We start from the raw sequence: 20,228 nt of genomic DNA on the forward strand, positions 1-20,228 counted from the left end.
TCACTCCTCGGCGGTGGGAGGCGACGGCGTCACCGGTGGCCGCGCTCGGGTTCGTTCGGGCCCGCGGGGCGATGCGGGTCCGGGCCGAGCGGCCAGGGGACGTGCCGGTCGGGCGTGCGGGCCCGGGCCGGTCGAGTCGCGGATGACCAGGTCGGTCTGGAGCATTACCTGTGCGGTGGTACGACGGACGCCGAGCGCCGTGCCGGCACCGGGCCCCCGCGCGCCGCGCGGTGACTCGATGTCCTGTTGCAGCAGCATGTCGACGGCCGTGCGGCCGGCGGTCGCGGTGGGGGTGGCCACCGTCGTCAGTTTGGGGCGGGTGAGCCGGCTCAGGGTGCTGTCGTCGACCCCGACGACGCTCACCTCCTGCGGCACCCGGACCCCGAGCGCGTCCAGCCCCTCGACGAGGCCGATCGCCATCAGGTCGTTGTAGGCGAGCACTGCCGACACACCACTGCGTCGCACCTGCTCGGCGACGGCGGAACCGCCGCCCACGGTGGGCGCGTTCGGGCCGAGCACGGTCAGCTCCGCGTGGCCGGCCCGGGCGGCGGCGCCGGCGGCGCGGCGCATCTCCCGGTTGGTCCACGAGCTGCGCGGGCCACCGAGCAGCGCGATGCGGCGATGGCCCAGGCCGACCAGGTGCTCGACCGCCGCGCGGGCACCCTGCCCGACGTCCATCAGCACGCAGGGCAGGCCGGTCACCTGGCGGTTCACCACCACCAGTGGCACCTCACGGCTGAGCTGCTCGATCAGGCTGTTGCTCATCCGCGGGCTGCACAGCAACACACCGTCCACCTGCTTGGCCAACGCGTGGACCAACTCCTCCTCGGTGGCCGGGTCCTCGTTGGTGTCGGCCACGAAGACGTGGTAGTCGCGGTGGCGGGCCTGACTCTCCGCCGCCTTGATCAGCGGTGGGAAGAACGGGTTCGCGATGTCGGCGATGATCAGCCCGATGTTGTGCGTACGCCCGGTGATCAGCGCTCGGGCGGCCCGGTTCGGCCGATAGCCCAGATCCTCCGCGCACGCCAAGACCCGAACCCGGGTGTCCGGGTTGACCAGGTGCGGAGCGGAGAAGGTGCGGGACACTGTGGAGATGTGCACACCGGACGCCCGGGCGACGTCCCGGATGGTGACTGGCACGGCGGGCCCTTCGTCCGATGTGGTGGCGGTCACGCGGTGGGTGTGGCCCATTAATGCAAACGGTTGCGCCAGTGTCAACGGTCGATGTCTGCGGATGTGCTACGCCCCTGTTTCACTCCGCGACGTTCCGCCCCACAAACGCGGATATTTACCACCGATCGCGGCGCCGTCGTTGACGGGGTCACATTGATCGTGATTACTTCACTGCAAACCTTTGCAGAATCACCGGGAAGGCGAACGCATGTCACCGAGAGCCGACGGGCGGGTCCGGTACGCCATCGTGGGCACCGGCGCGCGGGCGGAGATGTTCGTGCGGGCGCTGGTGCTCGACCACGCCGACACCACCGAGCTGGTCGCCTTCGCCGACGTCAACCAGGCCCGGATGGACGCGCACAACCGCTGGCTCGCCGAGCTGGGCCACCGCCCGGTGCCGACCTACCCGGCCGGTGACTTCGCGGCCATGCTGGACTCCGAGCGCGTCGACGTCGTCCTGGTCACCAGCGTGGACGTCACCCACGACGAGTACGTGGTGGCCGCGCTGCGCGCCGGCCGGGAGGTGATCACCGAGAAGCCGATGACAGTGGACGCGCCACGCTGCCGGCGGATCCTGGACGCCGTCGCCGAGACCGGCGGTCGGGTGACAGTGGCGTTCAACTACCGCTACAACCCGCTGCACGAGCAGGTCCGCCGGCTGCTCGCCGAGGGCGCGGTCGGCGAGATCGGCTCGGTGCACTTCGAGTGGCTGCTCGACGTGCGCCACGGTGCGGACTACTTCCGCCGCTGGCACCGCGACAAGGCCACCTCCGGCGGGTTGATGGTGCACAAGGCCAGTCACCACTTCGACCTGGTCAACTGGTGGTTGGCGGCCACCCCGGTGCAGGTGTACGCGGCCGGTCGGCTCTTCTTCTACGGCGACGGCGGGCGCCGGCACGGCTACGCCCGCGACTACGACCGGGCACACGGCTCCCCCGACGCGGTCGACGACCCGTTCGCGCTGCGGCTGGACGCCCACCCCCGGCTGCGCGAGCTGTACCTCGATGCCGAGGCCGAGGACGGCTACCAGCGCGACCGCAACGTGTTCGCCCCCGGAGTCACTATCGAGGACGACATGGCGGTGCTCGCCCGCTACTCCACAGGCGCCACGATGACGTACCACCTCACCGCCTACGCTCCCTGGGAGGGCTACCGGGTGATGATCAACGGTAGTCGCGGCCGGCTGGAGCTGGAGGTGACCGAGAACGACTTCGTCGACCGGGGCACCGCCGGCGCGGTCAAGGGTGCCGCCCTGCACGGCGCCGAGGCGCCGGCCGAGGGCGGTGGTGCGACACTCACCCTGCGCCCGTTCTGGGCACCGCCCCGGCAGCTCCCCGTCGAGGGCCGCAGCCGGCAGGGCCACGGCGGCGCGGACGCCCGGATGACCGGGGTGCTCCTCGGGGGTCGACCTGACCCGTTGGACCGCGCCGCTACCGCCGACGACGGCGCGTTGGCCCTGCTCACCGGCCTGGCGGCCAACCGGTCCTTCGAGACCGGTCAGCCGGTCCGGGTCGCCGACCTGCTCACCCCCCGCTGACCAGGAGACGAGGAGCGCATCCCCGTGCCGACGTCCGACCACACCGACCTGCTCCTGCCCTCCGAACCGGGCCAGCGCGCCCTGGCCCGGGAGCTGTACGCCCTCGCGGCGGAGCAACCCATCATCTCGCCGCACGGGCACGTCGACCCGACCCTGCTGGCCGAGGACCACCCCTTCCCGGACCCGGCGCGGCTGCTCATCGTGCCGGACCACTACCTGACCCGGATGCTGCTCAGCCAGGGCGTCCCCCCGTCGGAGCTGGGGGTGCCCACCCGCGACGGCAGCCCGGTGGAGACCGACGGCCGGGTGATCTGGCGACGCTTCGCCGCGCACTGGCACCTGTTCCGGGGCACCCCGTCGCGGCTCTGGCTGGAGCAGACCTTCCGCACCGTGTTCGGGGTGCGCACGCCGCTCGGCCCGGCCACCGCCGACACCCTCTACGACGAGATCGCGGCCCGGCTCGCCGAGCCGGCCTTCCGGCCCCGGGCGCTGTTCGAGCGGTTCGGAATCGAGGTCCTCGCCACCACCGAGTCGCCACTTGACGACCTGAGCCAGCACGCCAAACTCGCCGCCGACGGCTGGGGCGGGCCGGGCGGCCGGGTGGTCACCACGTTCCGCCCGGACGACGTGGTGGACATGGAGTACGACGGCTGGGCGGGCAATGTGGACCGACTCGGCGAGCGGGCCGGCGAGGACACCGGCACGTACACCGGCTACCTGGCCGCGCTGCGGGCCCGGCGGGCCGCGTTCATCGCCGCCGGCGCGACATCCTCCGACCACGGCCACCCCACCGCACGCACGCTGGACCTGACCCCGGCCGAGGCCGAGCGCCTCTACGACCGGGGCCGGCGCGGCGTGGCCGACGCCGCCGACGCGGAGGCGTTCCGGGCGCACATGCTGATGGAGTTCGCCCGGATGTCGCTCGACGACGGCCTGGTCATGCAACTGCACCCCGGCGCGGTCCGCAACCACAACCGGTGGCTGCACGCCCGGCACGGCCGTGACGTCGGCGGCGACATCCCACAGGCCACCGAGTACGTGCACGCGCTCGCCCCGCTGCTGGAGCGCTACGGCAACGACCCCCGGCTGCGGCTGGTGCTCTACACCCTGGACGAGGACACCTTCACCCGCGAGCTGGCGCCCCTCGCGGGCGGGTACGCCGCGCTGCTGCTCGGCGCGCCCTGGTGGTTCCTGGACTCCCCCGAGGTGCTGCGCCGGTTCCGCGAGACGGTCACCGAGAGCGCCGGTTTCTACAACACCACAGGCTTCGTCGACGACACCCGGGCGTTCTGCTCCATCCCGGTCCGCCACGACGTGGCCCGTCGGGTGGACGCCGGTTTCCTGGCCCGCCTGGTGGCCGAGCACCGACTGCCGCTGGACGAGGCCGCCGAGACCATCGTCGACCTGACGTACCGGCTGCCCAAACGGGTCTTCAACTTCGGAAAGGCCGACCAGTGACGGTGACCATCACCTCCGTCGAGGTGCACGACGTGCGGTTCCCGACCGCCGCCCGGGGCGACGGCTCCGACGCGATCAACCGCGGCGACTACTCGGCGACGTACGTGGAGTTGGGCACCGACGCCGGGACGACCGGGGCGGGGTTCACCTTCACCAACGGTCGCGGCAACGAGATCACCTGCGCGGCGGTCCGCGCCCTGGCCCACCACCTGCGGGGACGCACGGTCGAGGAGATCGCCGCCGAGCCGGTGGCGTTCTGCCGCGCGCTCAGCGCCGACGCGCAGCTGCGGTGGCTGGGCCCCGAGAAGGGCGTCATCCACATGGCGACCGGTGCGCTCGTCAACGCGGTCTGGGACCTGCGGGCCACCCTCGCCGGCAAGCCGATGTGGCGGTTCCTCGCCGAGCTGCCCACCGACGAACTCGTGGCCAGCGTCGACTTCCGGCACATCAGCGACGCGCTCACCCCGGACGAGGCGGCCACCATCCTGAACAAGGGGCGCGACGGCCTGGCCGACCGGCTGGCGACGCTCGAACGGGATGGTTTCCCTTCGTACACCACCTCGGTCGGCTGGCTCGGCTACCCCGACGACAAGGTGCGCGCGCTGACCCGGCAGGCGTACGACGACGGCTGGCGGGCGATGAAGATGAAGGTCGGCGGCCCGCTCGCCGACGACCTGCGACGGGCCCGGATCATCCGGGCGGAGATCGGCCCGGAGGCGCTGCTGATGATGGACGCCAACCAGGTCTGGGACGTGGACGAGGCGATCACCGCGATGGCCACCCTCGCAGAGGTGGATCCGTACTGGATCGAGGAGCCGACGCACGCCGACGACATCCTCGGGCACGCCCGGATCGCCCGGGCTGTCGACGAGCTGACCGGCGGGCGGTGCCGGGTGGCCACCGGCGAGGTGGCCGCCAACCGGGTGATCTTCAAGCAGTTGTTGCAGGCCGAGGCGATCGGCGTGATGCAGGTCGACGCGTGTCGGGTCGGCGGCGTCAACGAGGTCCTCGCCGAGCTGCTGCTGGCGGCGAAGTTCGGGGTGCCGGTCTGCCCGCACGCCGGTGGCGTCGGCCTCTGCGAGTACGTCCAGCACCTCGCGATCTTCGACTATCTGCGGGTGGGCACCGGATTGGACGGACGGATGATCGAGTACGTCGACCACCTGCACGAGCACTTCGTCGACCCGGTCCGCACCCGCGGTGGCCGCTACCTGCTGCCCGAGCGGCCCGGTTACAGCGCCACGATGAAACCGGCGTCGATCGCCGAGTTCCGCTTCCCGGACGGCCCGGCATGGCGGTGACACCCGGCGCGTCCCGACTCGGCCTGGGCGTGCTGCGCCGACTGCCCGCCGAGGCCCGCCCCCTGGTCCGGCCGGGCACCGTGCCGACCGGCATCGTCCATCTGGGGCTGGGCGCGTTCCACCGGGCACACCAGGCCGTCTACACCGAGGCGGCGGTCGGCGCGGCCGGCGGCGACTGGGGCATCGTGGCCGTCGCACCGCGCAGCGCCGCAGTGGTCGAGGCGCTCGCCGCCCAGGACAACCTGTTCAGTGTCAGCACCCTCTCCGCCACCGCCAGCGAGACCCGGGTGGTGGGCGCGCTGAGCGCCGTACGGCACGCCCCGCACGACCCGGACGCCGTGGTGGCGCTGCTCGCCGACCCGGCGGTGCGGGTGGTGACGCTGACCGTCACCGAGAAGGCCTACCAACTCGACCCGGTGACCGGCCGACTGTCCCCGGACGCGGCGCTCGCGGCCGACCTGGCCGGCGGCCGACCGCCGACCACGGTACCCGGGTTGCTGCTGCGGGGGTTGGCCGCGCGGGCCGCCGCGGACGCCGGGCCGGTGGCCCTGGTGAGCTGCGACAACCTGCCGGCCAACGGCCGACGACTGCGCGGCATGCTCGACCAGGCGGTCGGCCGGGCCGCTCAGGTGCCCGGTGGGCTGGTCGAGTGGGTGGCCGGCAACGTCACCTGCCCGGGCACCATGGTCGACCGGATCGTGCCGGCCAGCACCCCGGAGACGATCGACGCGGCCCGTCGGGCGCTCGGCGTGACCGATCTGGCCGCGGTGGCCGCCGAACCGTACGCGCAGTGGGTGATCGAGGACGACTTCCCCGGCGGCCGGCCCGGATGGGAGCACGCCGGCGCGGTGTTGACCGCCGACGCCGGCCCGTGGGAGCGGTTGAAGCTGCGCGCCCTCAACGGCGTGCACTCGGCCGTGGCGTACCTCGGCGCACTGGCCGGTCGGGAGACGATCGCCGAGGCGCTGGAGATCCCGCACCTGGCCGACGTGCTGCGTCGATTGATCGCCGAGGACGTCGCGGCCAGCTTCACCCCGCCGGACGGGGTCCGGGTGGTCGACTACGGCGAGCAGGTCCTCGCCCGGTTCGGCAACCCGGCGATCCACCACCGCACCCTCCAGGTGGCGTTGGACGGCTCGCAGAAGCTGCCGCAGCGGATCCTGCACACCATCGTCGACCTGCGCGCGTCCGGCCGGTCCGCGCGCTGGGGCGCGCTTGTCGTGGCGTCCTGGTTGCGCTTCGCACTGGGGTACGCCGACGACGGCCGACAGTTGCCGTTGCAGGATCCCCTCGCCGGGCCGATCCGGGCCGCCCTGGACGCCGGCGCGCAGACCCCGGCGGGCGCGGTGGACGCCGTCTTCGCCCTGCGCGAGGTCATCCCGGAGGAGGTGGCCGCCGACGACGAGGTCCGCGCCGAGGTGACCGCCTGGCTGACCGCGCTGGGACGACACGGCGTCGAGGCCACCCTGGCCGGTGCCCGGTGAGTCCGCCGCCGGTCGGTGCGCGGTGACCGGCGGGGCGACAGCGACGCCGCCCCGGGTGGCGGTGATCGGGGCGAACGGGCACGGCCGCTGGCACCGCCGGGTGCTCGCGCCATTGCACGCCGCCGGCCGGTTACGGCTTGTCGCCCTCGTCGACGTCCGGCCGGTCCAGGACGATCCGGCGGCGCCGGTGCCGCCCGGGGTCGGGGTGTTCACCGACCACCGGGCGATGCTCGCCGCCACCCGCCCCGAGGTGGTGGTGATCTGCACGCCGCCGCACACCCACCTGGCGATCGCCCGGGACGCCCTGGCCGCCGGTGCGGACCTGCTGCTGGAGAAGCCGCCGGTGCTGTCGCTGGCCGAGCACGAGGAGCTGGCCCGGGCTCTCGCCGCCGCCGGCCGGGTCGCCCAGGTCGGCTTCCAGGCGCTCGGCTCGGCGGCGCTCACCGCGTTGACCGACGCGTTGGCCGCCGGCCGGCTGGGTACGGTCACCGCCATCTCCAGTGTGGCCGCCTGGCAACGGCCGGATTCCTACTACGCCCGCTCCCCCTGGGCCGGTCGACGGAGCCTGGACGGTCGGCCGGTGCTGGACGGCGCACTTGTCAACCCGCTCGCGCACGCCGTGATGCAGTGCCTGGCGATCGGCGAGGCGCTCGGCGGGGCGACGCCCTGGCCGGCAGTGATCGAGGTGGAGCGCTACCGGGTCCGACCGATCGAGGTGGAGGACACCGCCGTGCTGCGGGTCCGGTTCCGCGCCGGCCCACCCGTGCTGGTGGCGGTGACCCTGGCCGCCGAGGAGTTCGTGGCGGGCGAGGTGGTGGTGACCGGCACGGCGGGCCAGGCGGTGCTGGAATACCCGACCGACCGGCTGCGGCTGCCCGGGGACGTGGTGACCCGCCGGATCCCGGGGCGGCAGGGGTTGCTGGAGAACCTGCTCGCGCACCGGGTCGACCCGCCGGGGGTGCCGCTGATCGCCCCGCTGGCCCGTACCGCGCCGTTCACCGCGTTGTTGGACGCCTTGCGGGCCGCGCCGGAGCCCCGACTGCTCGACGGCGACCTGGTGACCACTGTCGGTGCGGGTGGGCAGCGGGTCCGCCACCTGCGGGGCGTGGTCGACGTGCTGCGCCGGGCGGCCGAGCGGGGGGCCCTCCCGAGCGAACTGGCGGTGCCGTGGGCGTCCGCCGCGTACCGCGCCGAGCTGGCGGGATAGGAGGCGACTGCAACATTCCTGCACACAACTTATATTGACGTTCATCAAACTGCGAACCTACCGTTCCTGGTGACTGCCCTGTCACCACCAGCGAATGGGAAGAGTCGATGCGCAGAACCCTCAGCGGCGCGACGCTGATCGCCCTCCTGCTCGGTGCCGCTCCGGCCAGCGCCGCCGTCCGCGCCGAGGCACCGCACGGCCCCGTCCCGCGACTCGCACCATCCGCCGTCGACCGGCTCCCCTGGCTGGCCCGCCAACTCGGACGGCAGGCCCTGCCCGAGCGGGACGGCTGGGCCGCCGAGGGCACCGGCACGACCGGCGGTTCGGCGGCCACCCCCGAACGGACCCGCGTGGCCCACAGCAGGGCTGAGCTGGTCGCCGCGCTGGGCGGCGACAACGCCAGCAACGCCACCGACGCCACGCCGAAGCTCATCTACGTCGACGGCGCCATCGACGGCTTCGAGGGGCCAGACGGCACCCCGCTGAGCTGCGCCGAGTTGGCCGACCCGACGTACCGGCTGGACGCCTACCTGGCCGCGTACGACCCGGCGGTGTGGGGTCGGGTGGCACCGAGCGGGCCGCTGGAGGAGGCCCGGGTGCGCTCGGTGACCAACCAGACCCGCCAGACTCAGATCAACGTCGGCCCGAACACCACGATCGTCGGCCTGCGCGGCGCCCGACTGACCGGGCTCACCCTCATGATCGACCGGGCGTCGAACGTCATCGTCCGCAATCTGACCCTCGTCGACACCCGGGACTGCTTCCCCGCCTGGTCTCCGACCGACGGCGAGAACGGCAACTGGAACAGCCAGTACGACCAGATCTCGGTCCGCCGCAGCGAGAACGTCTGGGTCGACCACAACAGCTTCTCCGACGGCGACAACCCGGACAGTACCCAGCCGGTCCACTTCGGACGGCCCTACCAGGTGCACGACGGATCGCTGGACGTCACACACACCGCCAGCCTCGTCACCGCGTCCTGGAACCGCTTTACCGGGCGGGACAAGCTCATGCTGATCGGCTCCTCCAACACCGTCGGGCCGGACGTGGACCGGCTGAGGGTCACCCTGCACCACAACCTCTTCGACGGCGTCCTGCAACGGCTGCCCCGGGTGCGCTTCGGTCAGGTCGACGTCTACAACAACCACTACCGGCTCGGTGGTGACGACTTCCAGTACGCGCTCGGCGTCGGTGTCCAGTCGGCGATCCACGCGCAGAACAACTTCTTCTCCCTGGACGCGGCGGTCGACCCGGCGGACCTGCTCTACGACTGGGGTGGCACCGCGCTGACCGAGCGGGGCTCCTGGGTGCGCCAGGGCGGCGGTCCGGCCCGGCCGGTCGACCTGCTGGCGGCGTACAACGCGACCCACGACCCGGACCTGGGCGCCGACGCGGGCTGGACGCCCACCCTGCGCCGTGATCCCGTCCTCCCGACGCCGCTGGTTCCGCTCGTGGTGAGTCCGCTCGCGGGCGCCGACCGGCTGCCGCTCTGACATCTGCGCCACGCCCGGCCAGCCGTCGATCGCGCGGTCGGGTCGGCGACGTAAGGGCTCATCGATGTGGTGAAGATCGGCTATAAGTGACGCATGGACTTCCCGCCGCACCTGGGCAGCATGCCGATGCACGCGATCACCGAGATCCACGGCGAACCGGGCCTGCTGGAGCGCTTCCGGTTGGAGGTCCGGCAGTTCGACGACGCCGCCCGCGAGCGGTTGACCGCCGCGCTCGACCTGGCCGCCGAGTTGCACCGCGACGACCGGCGCGTTCGCGAGCCGTACCTCAACCACCTCCTGCGGGTGGCGATCCGGTTGATGCACCACTACCAGGTGCGCGACGTGGACGTGATCGTCGCCGGCCTGCTGCACGACGCCGTCGAGGACCACCCGGGGGAGCTGGCCGACGGCGACGCCGGCCCCGACCCGACCGCGGCCGCGCTGGCCACGCTCGCCGCGCGGTTCGGCACGCGTGTCGCGACGCTCGTCGCCGCCGTCACCAACCCGGTGTACGACCCCGAGCGGGACCGCAACACGCAGTACCGGGAGCACCTGGCGGTCAGCCTGGACCGGGTGCCCTGGGCTCGGGTGATCAAGGTGTCGGACTTCACCGACAACGGCGTCGGGGTGATCCACACGGTCGGGCCGAAGGTCGTCTCGTCGGCCCGGAAGTACCGGCCGCTGGTGCCGCTCTTCCGGGATCTGATCGGCCGGCCGGACACACCGTTGTCGCCGGCGGTGAAGCGGCACATCTTCGGGCAGCTCGACCTCGCCGAGGAGCGGTTCAGCGCCATCCTGGACCAGCCCGCGCACCCCAACTGAGCTGCCGCATCACCCGACCGGGTTCCGTGACAAGTTCTCGGATCTTTGCCGCTACCTGCGGCATTACGGTGGTTTTGCGTCAGTTGGGAGGCGAAAGTCCTCTCGATCGAAGTTCTGACGTAACCCCGATCGAGAGGACTCGGACCATGCGCGACCTTTCCCGTCGCGACCTGCTCAAGGCGACGGCCGTCGGCGCCGGAGCGGTCGCCCTGCCGGGCATGATTGCCGGCAGTTCGGCGTTGGCGGCGGACGGCCCGTCCTTCGGTGAGAAGTTCCCGCCCGCCACGTTGACCGGCCGGATCGTCCGTCCCGAGAACCCCAACTACGCGGAGGCGAGCCTCGGCTGGGACGAACTGTTCGTGCGCTACCCGCTGGTGATCGTCTTCGCCCAGGAGACCCAGGACGTCGTCAACGCCCTCACCTGGGCTCGGCAGCACGACGTCGCGCTGCGGGTACGCAGCGGCCGGCACAGTCTGGAAGGCTGGTCGAACGTCGACAACGGCATCGTGATCGACGTCAGTGAGCTGAAGGACGTCCACATCGACCCGGCCGCCCGCAAGGCGAAGCTCGGCGCGGGGCTCACCCAGTCCGAGGCGGTCGCCGCACTCGGGGAGTACGACCTGGCGGCGACGACCGGAGGCGAGGGGACCGTCGGCCTGTCCGGTGCGACCCTCGGGGGCGGTCTCGGCTTTCTCACCCGCTACATCGGCATGGCCTGCGACAACCTGATCGGCGTGGAGATCGTCGTCGCGGCGGGGGCCGACGGCGCCAAGGTGCTCCAGGTGGACCCGTGGAACCACGCGGACCTGCTCTGGGCGTTGCGCGGCGCCGGAAACGGCAACTTCGGGATCGTCACGTCCCTGACCTACCAGGTGGCTCCGCTGGAGAGCGTCGCCTATGTGCAGGCGACCTGGCCGGGCCTCGACAACCTGCACGACGTCTTCGACACCTGGCAGCACACCGGACCGTTCGCCGACCCTCGTCTCGGCACCCAGGTCGAGGTCCACCCGGACGAGATCCTGCTGTTCGCGGTGCTCGCCGAGGGTTCGGAGGCCGAGGCGAGGAGGCTGCTGGAGCCGCTCCTCTCGATCGGCGACCCCGAGGTCACCGTGCGGGTCGGCGGTTGGAGCGAGACGTACGCCGGATTCCAGGTCCCGAGCGCCGAAGACCCGGGAAAGTGGAAGTTCTACTCACAGTTCACCAGGAAGCCCTTCCCGGCGGAGGCGATCAGCATCGTCCGCCGGTTCATGGAGAAGGCTCCGTCGCCGGACAGCAACTTCTTCAGCCAGGCCTTTGGCCGGGGAGCCCAACGACAGGAGCCGTTCGGTGGGGCGGCGTTCGCGCACCGGGACGCGCTCTTCTACTCCGAGCCCGGCGCGGGCTGGGGCACTCGCGGCGAGCCGGACAGCGACGACGCCGTCACCCCGATCGCCCAGGCCTGGATCGCCGAGTTCAGCCTGGCGCTGCGGCCCTACGTGGACGGCGCCTACGTCAACGTGCCGAACATCGGCATGGCCGAGTGGGAGGAAGCCTACTGGGGGCGCAACTTCCCGCGGCTGCGCAAGATCAAGGCGAAGTACGACCCGCACAACGTCTTCCAGTACGAGCAGAGCATCCCACCCGCGACCCACTGATCTGGATGGCCGGTGGTGCGGGTGGTGCCACCCGCACCACCGGCCACCACCAACCTTGCGCAGCCCTGCCCCACCCGACCTTGCGCGCAGCCTTTGCTCTGCACCCGCGGAGGCGACAATCACGGTCTGTAGGTGGTGCCTCCGCGGGTGCAGAGCAAAGGACGCGGGGACCGCCGGCCGTCGCCGAGCCGGCCGAGGCTGCCGTCGGCCTGGGTCTTCAGCAGCGTCATCCCGGCTTGTGATCCGCGCCTCGTCGGCCAGCTGACCAGCCCGGCGCACAGCATGAACTCGACCTGGTCGGGGATGCGGATCAGGTCGACGTGCAGCCGGCTCGCGTCGGAGGTGAACAACCGCCCGTCGGCCATCGCGGCGGTGGCCGCGTCGCCGTCCGCGCCCTGGGCGGCGATCACCACCATCCGGCTGGTGCTGCTCTTGAACGGCTTCGCCGCGGTGGTGAGGTCCGCGACGTAGGTGGGGCCCTTCTCGCTGGCCGGATTGACCATGGCGAACCCGAGCCGCCGTCACCCACCGTGCGGCTCCGTCCAGACTGGCGCTGACGGCGGCCCGATCACCGGTCAGGAAGGGCCGGCCTCGTCCAGGACGAGACAGAGGGGATGCGGGGCGCTGGTGGCGAGGTTGCCGAGCACGGTGAGCAGCAGGGCGTACTGATCGGCCGGCTCGTCGGCGAGCAGTTGGCCGGCGTCGGTGACCAGCAGCGTGAGCGGGCCGGCATCGAGCCGGTCCCGGAGCACGTCGGAGAGGGCGTCCCAGGTGTCTCCCAGGTACGCCGGCAGAGCCAGCGTGGTGGCGAGCGCGGCGAACAGCCCGGCCCTGGTCCGGGTCGCCGCTCCGGCCAGCGTCACCGCATCGGACAGTTCCAGGACGTCGTCGCGGCGCACGATCAACCGCTCGGGCACCCGACCCTCGTCATCGATCATCATTGCCTCCTGGTCCGCCCGGGGGCGACCTTCGCCCGGCGGGGCCGACCGACCGCGACCGGCCGGCCCCAGGTCGGTCAAAGCCGGTAGAAGTCGGTGTAGTGGTTGGGCGAGAACCAGGTGACCCCGGTGCTGCGGTTCACGACGATCCGGTACGCGTCCCGGGCGGCGCCCTGGGTGCGCGGGTAGACGTCGTACTCGTAGTAGGTCGCGTTGGTGGGCAGTTGACCCTCGTAGTTGTAGAACTGCCCGCCGGCGAAGTTGGACTTCCCACCGCTCCAGGAGTACCAGCCGCGACTGGTCGGGAACCCCTTGGCCGACCAGCCCGAGCGGGCGGTGCGGGCGTCCGCGCAGCGGCTCATGGTGCAGGAGCTGTAGACCGCCGCCGAGGCCGAGTCGGTCAACCGGGGAGAGACCACGGACGGGCCGACAAGCGCGGCGGTGACCATGGCGAGGAGCAGGGCGAGGGTGGTGGTACGCCGGCGGATCGCGCCGAGCGTGGCCAGCGGGGACACGAGGGTGGACACAGGCTGCCTCCAGACCATCCAGTTCATCGATCCGCGTGATTGTCGGACCGGACCCAGTCTCACCGCTACCGGTCGGTGACAACACCCCTGGGCGCCCCAACTGCTCCACAATGCTCGGTGAACCCCAGATGGTCACCTGTCTCGGCACGCCCGATCGGGAGTAGCGCGAGCATTCCGACGCTGACCCAGACGTACGCGTTGGCGCCCACGGACCCCCACGGCCCGGCCGACCCGTTGGCGAAGACCCAGACCAGCCCACTGCACAGCACGACGTACCCGACGGCACCGGACCGCGCCCGACGAAGGGCCGTCGCGTCGACCGGCGGCCACGGCAGCGTGGACGCGGCGAGCACCACCAGCCCCGGCACCAGCCACACCAGGTGATGCACCCAGGTGACCGGGCTGACCAGGCACGCGGCGACGCCGGTCAGCGCGAAGCCGGCCCTCTCGTCGCCGTCGCGTACGGCCCGGCGTACCCGTACCGCCCACACCGCCAGCACGGTGACGACAAGCAGCAGCCACAGCCGCCGGTCCGGGTGCTCCGGGTCGAGCCGGGCGACCAGGCCGAGAAGCGACTGGTTCGACACGTACGCCACCACACCTACCCGATCGGTGTCCCACAGCGCCTCGGTGAAGAACGTCCGGGTGGCGTCCGGGGCGAGCGCCGCCGCGACCGTCGTCGCCCCGACGGCCGTGCCGGCGGCCGTGGCTGCGGCCCGCCAGCGCCCGGTGACCAGCAGATACCCGATGAAGACCGCCGGGGTGAGCTTGACCGCGGCGGCCAGCCCAACCCCGACACCGGCCAGCCGACTGCCCCGCTCCACCAACCACAGGTCCAGGTAGACAAGCGCCACCAGCAACAGGTTGACCTGCCCGAAGCTGACCGTGTCCCGCACCGGGTTGAGCCCGGCCAGCAGGCAGCAGGCCAGCGCGAGCGAATACCAGCGGGTCCACCCGTGCCGCCGGGCCAACGGGTCCACAAGCAGGTGCAGCAGGAAGGCGACGGCCAACGCGGTGAGCAGCAGGTTCGCCACGATCGTCGGGTACCAGGCCAGCGCTGCCATCGGCACCATGCTGACCGCGGCGAACGGTGGGTAGGTGAAGCCGTACCCGTTGCCGGTGGTCCACTCGTACAGGTCGCCGCCGCGCATCCAGTGCCCGACCGCGCCGTGGTAGACACCGACGTCGAACCAGCCCCGGTGCCCGGGCAGCACCGCGATCGCCACCGCGAGCACGGTGACCAGGGCGAGCACCGTCACCACGCGCCGCCGGCCCGCGGTCATCGGGGCACCTCCACCGGGGCGGGCGGCACCAGCAGACGCAGCGAACCGACCGCGAGCAATCCCACCAGCACCCCGGCGGCGGCCAGCACCGCCTGCGCCGCGTCCGGTCCGAAGCCACTGGGCAGCGTCGCGAACGCGAGCACCACCGCGCCCAGCGCCGCCGCCGGCCGGGCCCGCCCGTGCGCCGCCGCCGCGATCAGCACCAGACCCCAGAGCGCGTACCAGGGGCGGGTCGCCGGGCCGAGCAGTGCCGCCGCCACCAGCACCAGTCCCAGCGCGTACGCCGGGCCGAGCCGACGCCGATGCCACCACACGCCGACCGCCACCGCCACCGCGGCGGCCACGCCCAACGCCAGGCAGAGCCGCATCGGGGCGTCGCCCAGATGCAGACCGACGCGCCCGGCCGCACGCGACGCCAACCGACCCAGCGCACTGGAGATCGACCAGCTGTGCCGGTACATGGGTGTGCCGAGCGCGCCGACCCACCCGTACCCGATGCCGGTGGCCCAGGTGACCACGGCGGCGGTGCCCAGCGCGAACCCGGCGGTGCGGGCCACCGAGGTCGGCAGCCCACGGTGGCGCGCGGCGAGCGACACGACCACCAGCAGCCCGACCACCGCCGGAATCTTGACCAGCGCGGCGAGGGTGACCAGCACGGTGGCCGCGCCGTAGCGGTGCTCGAAGGCCAGACTCAGCCCGGCCACCAGCAGCCCCAGCATCACCGCCTCGTTGTGCGCTCCCGCGACGAGGTGCAACGGTACGAGCGGGTTGAGCACGCCCAGCCAGAGCGCGGCGGCCGGGTCGACGCCGCAGTGCCGGGCCAACCGGGGCAGGTACGCCACCAGCAGCGCCACCCCGGCCAACGCCACCAGGCGCAGACCGAGCACGCCGAGCACCAGCTTGCCGCCGGTCGCCGCGGTGACCACGGCCGCCACCGCGAGGAACACCGGCCCATAGGGGGCGGGGGTCCGCTGCCACATCTGCGGCACCTCACCGGCCAACGCGCCGCCCAACCGGGCCACCCCGTGCCGGTACACGTCGATGTCGGCGAGGACCATCGCGCCCTGCGCCAGGTAGCTGTACGCGTCCCGGCTGAACAGCGGCGGCGCCACCAGCAACGGCCCCGCCCAGCAGGCCAGGGTGAGCGCGGCGGACCGCCGGTCGACGACCTCGTCCGGTGCGTGCGGGTGCCGGCCCGCCCACCACCAGGCGACGACGAGCAGGGTCAGGCCCGCGTACCCGCAGAGCAACCCCGGCCCCGCGAGCTGCCGCAGCGCGCTCCACCAGGCCGCGTGCGCGCCGACGGGCAGCGCGCCGGCGGCCAGGCCCGCGCAGGACAGCAGCGTGGCACCGACTCCCCCGAGCAGCCGGTACGCGACGACAGTCGGCAGTGTGCGCACCCGGGCAGGATGTCGCCCACGGCTGACCGCCACACGACCCCCGGACGATCAGTAAGCGACGTCGCGATGTCGTACCGGCTGACGGCGTGGCGGCGGGCAAATTGATCACTGGTTGTTAGCGTGACACGCGGATCCGTGACCATGGAGGGGCGCCATGAGGACGCGCCCGATGGGAGGCCGAGGCCCGCGACCAGATGCTCGGCGCGCAGAAGGAAGCCGCCCACTGGGTCACCGAGCTCCTGCGCCGCCACACCGAGCACCCCGCGGGCTCCGCGATCCCACCCCCGATCCCACCACGACAAACCCGCGCCAGCCCCACCCACCAAGCCCCCGACTGACCCCGCCCCGCGTCTGCACCCGCGCCTGATGATGCGTGGGGCCCACACCACAGCGCCGGACCATCACAGACTGTTGACGGCCTGGGAGACACGCAGAACCGCATCGGCGACGGCGGTGACAGTTCCGGCGCCTGTCAGCAGGGCCGGCAGCAGGCTGCGGATGCCCTCCACATTGGGCCGGGGCTCCGCCGCGTAGGCCGCGGCAGTGCTCGCCAACTGCGTCAGCCGTTCGGCCTCGCGAATCTCGGTCCGGTGCTTCGCGACCTCGTCGACCAGGGCAGCGACGAGCCCGGAGAGATCCGAACCTCGACTGAGGTCGTTGCTCCTGTTGTGCACCTGCGCGTGGTCACCGAAGACGTTCGCCTCACCGCTGATGTCGCCGCCAAAGTTGAACTGACTCACAGACTCATCCTCCCGAGTCGCCCGCCGGTCGGCCCTGCGGAACACCAACCGATCAGTCGACGTGGTCATCGCGATCGAAGTTGGACATTCGTCCGTGGTTGCCGAAGATGTTGCCCCGGCCGGATACCTCCCCGATGTTGGTGATGTTGTTGATGATCCGCTGCCTTCCGGCGGCAATGTCGGACGTATCGATGCCTTTTTCCTCAAGAAACGCGACCAAACAGTCGATCACCCCTCGCTGCATCCGCACCAGACAGTCACGCACATCCGCGATTTCGAAATAGCTCACGATGTTCGACGCTGCCGCGAGTTCTCGAGCGCTGAAGGGTGCCCCGTAGTCGTAGCGTCGGCCCTCCTGGAGGGCCTCGTAGTGCCGCTGGGTCCGATCCTCGTGCGCCTCGGCCAGATCGACACCCCGGTCCGAGCGCAGGAACAACTGGGCAACGAGAGTGCGCCACGCCGCGATGGCCATGGCCCGGGTGGCCGAGCGCCCATGAAGCGGGCTCAGATCCTCCCCGAAGAGGCCGTAGAACCCCGTGGCGGGCGCGGAGTCGCGAAGAACGGGTGGCAGAACGTGGGCGACGAACTCGCAGGAGAGAATGCCCTGGTCAAGGGTGTAACGGGCGAAGAGGGTGACGACGATCTGGCCACCCACGAGGCTCTTCGCCAGGCACACGTAGGTTCTGGCCTGTTCCCCCGGGGCGTCGCTGCCCAGATCCACCCAGGACGTGTCCAGCCGGGATGGTGGGCGTGTCTCGTCCGGAGGGAAAAGCCCCTCGCATTCCGGCAGCACATCCCCCCGCACGTAGATCCGCTTGGTGACCTCGATGTCACTCAGCCCGAGCCGGGACCGAGCGAGCCGCATCAGGTCGTCATGCAGTTCCCGGATGGAGAAGGAGGCGGGCAGGCGCGTACCGTCCTGGTTCTTCTCCCCAGGGCGGCCGGCATCGATGGGTGGCAGGGCCCAGCGGCCGATCTCGGTGCCGCTGCCAACGAAAGGGCTGTCCGCGGAGACCTCGAAGACGATCATGTTGGCGTCCTGGAGGGCGGCGAGCTCGTCTTCCAGGTCCACGTCGACCTCCGGCGCCTGGGCGGCCAGGGCCTCCTCGTCCTCCTCCGCCATGGTCCTGATCGCCGCCGTGCGGGTTTCCTGAAGACTGAGGAAGGTCGCGCGCCACCCGAATCCGCACACCGCGGCGATGAGAAGTAGCGAGAACAGCGCCGTCACCGGCCCGCCGCGCCACAGGAGGAAGATGCTGAGCGCGACGACACCGAGCACCGCGTAACGCGTCATCGCGACAGCGCTGTACAGCTTCCGCCAATGGGTGTCGGCCGCCTGCGCGTGCCGGACCAGCGCCACCGCGTCCACCCCGAAAGAGGGACACCATGCCTTCGGATTGTCGACGCTGTACTCCAGCAACACCTCCGCCGCCAACGCCGGATGCAGGTGCATGGCGCAGCACATTTGTCGGCTTGCCAGGTCTTTCGGCACCGTGGGCAGCGTCGACCCCTCACCGGTACGGCCGCTCATCGTATCGGCAGCGTCTTTCGCACTGATACTTCTCGGAATTGGCGGGGCCATGCCGGGACAGTAATTCCTGCACTGTCAATGTGCTGTCCATGATCTTTCAGTGCTTGCCGCCGTTTCGAATGACGGGCACGTCCGGCGTCCAGGGCGTGCGCGAAGTCGACGTACGCGTCGAGCCGCCGTTCGTCCCCGCGCCGTCGATGCACGACCATGAAGCCTCACCGCTTGACCGTCGTTCCGTAGATGACAGCCAGACCGATGCCCCCAACGGTCAGAGCCAACACGGCGGTCCGGAAGGGATCTCCGGTGTCGAATCCCTGAACGAGACTCGCGAGGCCAGCGACAATGCCGACTGCCACGGCGATCTCGTGCCGGAGTTTGGTCGCCTGCCCTTCACTGGGCACGGCGTTGCCCCCTTCAGAGGACGGCCGATGAATTGCCATGGGGTCCACCGCCGCCGGCTGCGGCGTGGGAGGTGGTGGGCTCGCACCGGTAACCACCGGCGTGGGCGCGGTGGGGGGCAACGGGGTGTGCGGCAGCACGGGGGCAATCGGGTACGTCGGCAGCGGGTGCGCGGGCTGGATCGCAGGTCGGCGCAGCCAACCGTGGTCCACCTGGACGACCGGTGCGGGTGCGACCGGTTGCACTACCGGGGGCGGAGCCACTACGGGCGGCAGGACAGGAGACGTCGTCGTCTGGGCATGGATCGCCGGCCGCTCCGAACGCCGGCGACGCCAGGCCCTGATGGGTAGGGCAACCGGAACGATCAACACCGTGTTGACGGAGCTGAAAAGGAGATAGATCGCCAGCGTCGAGCTGACGGGATCAAGCGGGTCCGCGGTGGGGTTCGTCGGAGGACCTACAAACATCGCTACGGCAACGAGGGCGGTGAGTAACCCAGCTAGCATGTGGGCGCCGTACACGAGCCGGTGGAGTTTTCTCGTCGTCAGCCACCATTCGGCCAGGCTTCCGGGCAGGCGGAGGAACGCCGCTACCAGGAAGCCTCCGAAGAAGCCATACGACAGCGTTGCGTCCTCCTGGGCCGCCATGCTGGGGGCCATGAAAATGGCCACGACGGCGAGGAGAACCGTGTTGAACCAGAACATTGCGGGAAGCGCGGCCAGCGACCCACGCTCGGCGGCGACCTGAGCAGGCTTACCTGCGTTCCGCCAGATCCGGAGGCCGACGATGGCCGCAGCTACGAAAAGTCCACACAGCGCCACCATGAACTCGGCGAAAACGGCGAGGGCCATTCCACCGGTTACCGGGGCGTCGCCCGTGGCCGGGGTCGTGGGTGGTGCAGTAAGCATCATGAGTCCAAAACCCAGCCCGACGATGTGGCTGAGGAGGATCGATCGATATGCGTACTGGCGGGCAAGGAACCATTCCAGGGGGACGGAGAAGGCCCGAACGGACCCCAGAATGCAGAACGCGGCCACATAGCCGATCACCGGCGACTCGTCCTCGGCAGAGACGAAGCCGGACCCGCCGAGGATGCAACTCAGTGCCACCACCAATAGGTTGCCGGCCACCCACTGCCACACCGGCCGACCACGAGGGCGACCATCTTGCACGGTGCCCATCGACGGAACCTGTTGCGGACCGGAGAAGACGGGATAGGTCACGCATCGTATCCTGCTTCATCACTGGACCACCACGCTCACCCGGAAAGGTGCGCCTCGCACCCGAATGGATGATGGGGT

At 71.4% G+C, this 20,228-nt stretch carries 17 protein-coding genes; 8 read left to right on the top strand and 9 right to left on the bottom strand.

The features are described from left to right. The gene (locus AB0A95_RS10495; RefSeq protein WP_357555404.1) at positions 1 to 1,140 is read right to left on the bottom strand and encodes a LacI family DNA-binding transcriptional regulator; all 1,140 of its coding nucleotides are present in this window, start codon (positions 1,138 to 1,140) and stop codon (positions 1 to 3) included. Positions 1,141 to 1,381: 241 nt separating this feature from the next. On the opposite strand from AB0A95_RS10495, the gene AB0A95_RS10500 reads away from it, so the two are divergent. The 8 genes from AB0A95_RS10500 to AB0A95_RS10535 all read left to right on the top strand — a co-directional run bounded on the left by AB0A95_RS10500 (position 1,382) and on the right by AB0A95_RS10535 (position 12,109). Then, complete coding sequence (locus AB0A95_RS10500; RefSeq protein ID WP_357555405.1) at positions 1,382 to 2,710, top strand: Gfo/Idh/MocA family oxidoreductase; 1,329 nt, start codon at positions 1,382 to 1,384, stop codon at positions 2,708 to 2,710. Positions 2,711 to 2,734: 24 nt separating this feature from the next. Then, positions 2,735 to 4,168 (top strand): glucuronate isomerase, encoded by a 1,434-nt coding sequence (gene uxaC, locus AB0A95_RS10505; RefSeq protein ID WP_357555406.1) that lies wholly within the window; start codon positions 2,735 to 2,737, stop codon positions 4,166 to 4,168. Further along, complete coding sequence (locus AB0A95_RS10510; protein WP_357555407.1) at positions 4,165 to 5,469, top strand: enolase C-terminal domain-like protein; 1,305 nt, start codon at positions 4,165 to 4,167, stop codon at positions 5,467 to 5,469. The genes uxaC and AB0A95_RS10510 overlap by 4 nt, the downstream gene beginning before the upstream one ends. Then, entirely contained in the window at positions 5,460 to 6,953 is a 1,494-nt protein-coding gene (locus tag AB0A95_RS10515) for a mannitol dehydrogenase family protein (protein ID WP_357555408.1), read from the top strand. Before AB0A95_RS10510 ends, AB0A95_RS10515 begins: the two co-directional genes overlap by 10 nt. Continuing rightward, positions 6,943 to 8,160, top strand: a complete 1,218-nt coding sequence (locus tag AB0A95_RS10520) for a Gfo/Idh/MocA family oxidoreductase (RefSeq protein WP_357555409.1) — start codon at positions 6,943 to 6,945, stop codon at positions 8,158 to 8,160. The genes AB0A95_RS10515 and AB0A95_RS10520 overlap by 11 nt, the downstream gene beginning before the upstream one ends. A gap of 107 nt (positions 8,161 to 8,267) precedes the next feature. Beyond that, positions 8,268 to 9,653: a polysaccharide lyase family 1 protein gene (locus AB0A95_RS10525; RefSeq protein ID WP_357555410.1), complete on the top strand. Its 1,386-nt coding sequence runs from the start codon at positions 8,268 to 8,270 to the stop codon at positions 9,651 to 9,653. Between the two features lie 93 nt (positions 9,654 to 9,746). Then, entirely contained in the window at positions 9,747 to 10,475 is a 729-nt protein-coding gene (locus AB0A95_RS10530) for an HD domain-containing protein (RefSeq protein ID WP_357555411.1), read from the top strand. A 146-nt stretch (positions 10,476 to 10,621) separates the two neighbouring features. Beyond that, on the top strand, positions 10,622 to 12,109 hold the full coding sequence (locus AB0A95_RS10535) for an FAD-binding oxidoreductase (protein WP_357555412.1): 1,488 nt from the start codon (positions 10,622 to 10,624) through the stop codon (positions 12,107 to 12,109). A gap of 119 nt (positions 12,110 to 12,228) precedes the next feature. Here the strand turns inward: AB0A95_RS10535 and AB0A95_RS10540 are convergent, their stop codons facing one another. From AB0A95_RS10540 to AB0A95_RS10575, 8 genes are all read right to left on the bottom strand, one after another. Next, entirely contained in the window at positions 12,229 to 12,612 is a 384-nt protein-coding gene (locus AB0A95_RS10540) for a hypothetical protein (RefSeq protein WP_357555413.1), read from the bottom strand. A 72-nt stretch (positions 12,613 to 12,684) separates the two neighbouring features. Next, complete coding sequence (locus tag AB0A95_RS10545) at positions 12,685 to 13,047, bottom strand: barstar family protein (RefSeq protein WP_357555414.1); 363 nt, start codon at positions 13,045 to 13,047, stop codon at positions 12,685 to 12,687. Between the two features lie 77 nt (positions 13,048 to 13,124). Further along, positions 13,125 to 13,574, bottom strand: a complete 450-nt coding sequence (locus tag AB0A95_RS10550) for a ribonuclease domain-containing protein (RefSeq protein ID WP_357555415.1) — start codon at positions 13,572 to 13,574, stop codon at positions 13,125 to 13,127. Positions 13,575 to 13,639: 65 nt separating this feature from the next. Then, on the bottom strand, positions 13,640 to 14,857 hold the full coding sequence (locus tag AB0A95_RS10555) for a glycosyltransferase 87 family protein (RefSeq protein WP_357555416.1): 1,218 nt from the start codon (positions 14,855 to 14,857) through the stop codon (positions 13,640 to 13,642). After that, complete coding sequence (gene mptB / locus AB0A95_RS10560) at positions 14,854 to 16,257, bottom strand: polyprenol phosphomannose-dependent alpha 1,6 mannosyltransferase MptB (protein ID WP_357555417.1); 1,404 nt, start codon at positions 16,255 to 16,257, stop codon at positions 14,854 to 14,856. The genes AB0A95_RS10555 and mptB overlap by 4 nt, the downstream gene beginning before the upstream one ends. A gap of 401 nt (positions 16,258 to 16,658) precedes the next feature. Next, positions 16,659 to 16,997 (bottom strand): hypothetical protein, encoded by a 339-nt coding sequence (locus AB0A95_RS10565; protein WP_357555418.1) that lies wholly within the window; start codon positions 16,995 to 16,997, stop codon positions 16,659 to 16,661. A gap of 52 nt (positions 16,998 to 17,049) precedes the next feature. Further along, a complete protein-coding gene (locus tag AB0A95_RS10570) occupies positions 17,050 to 18,579 on the bottom strand; it encodes a hypothetical protein (RefSeq protein ID WP_357555419.1) in 1,530 nt (509 codons plus the stop codon). Between the two features lie 164 nt (positions 18,580 to 18,743). Next, a complete protein-coding gene (locus AB0A95_RS10575; protein ID WP_357555420.1) occupies positions 18,744 to 20,150 on the bottom strand; it encodes a hypothetical protein in 1,407 nt (468 codons plus the stop codon). Positions 20,151 to 20,228: the final 78 nt, after the last annotated feature.

Origin of the sequence: Micromonospora sp. NPDC049230 (assembly GCF_040647875.1) — a bacterium.
GTDB lineage: Bacteria > Actinomycetota > Actinomycetes > Mycobacteriales > Micromonosporaceae > Micromonospora.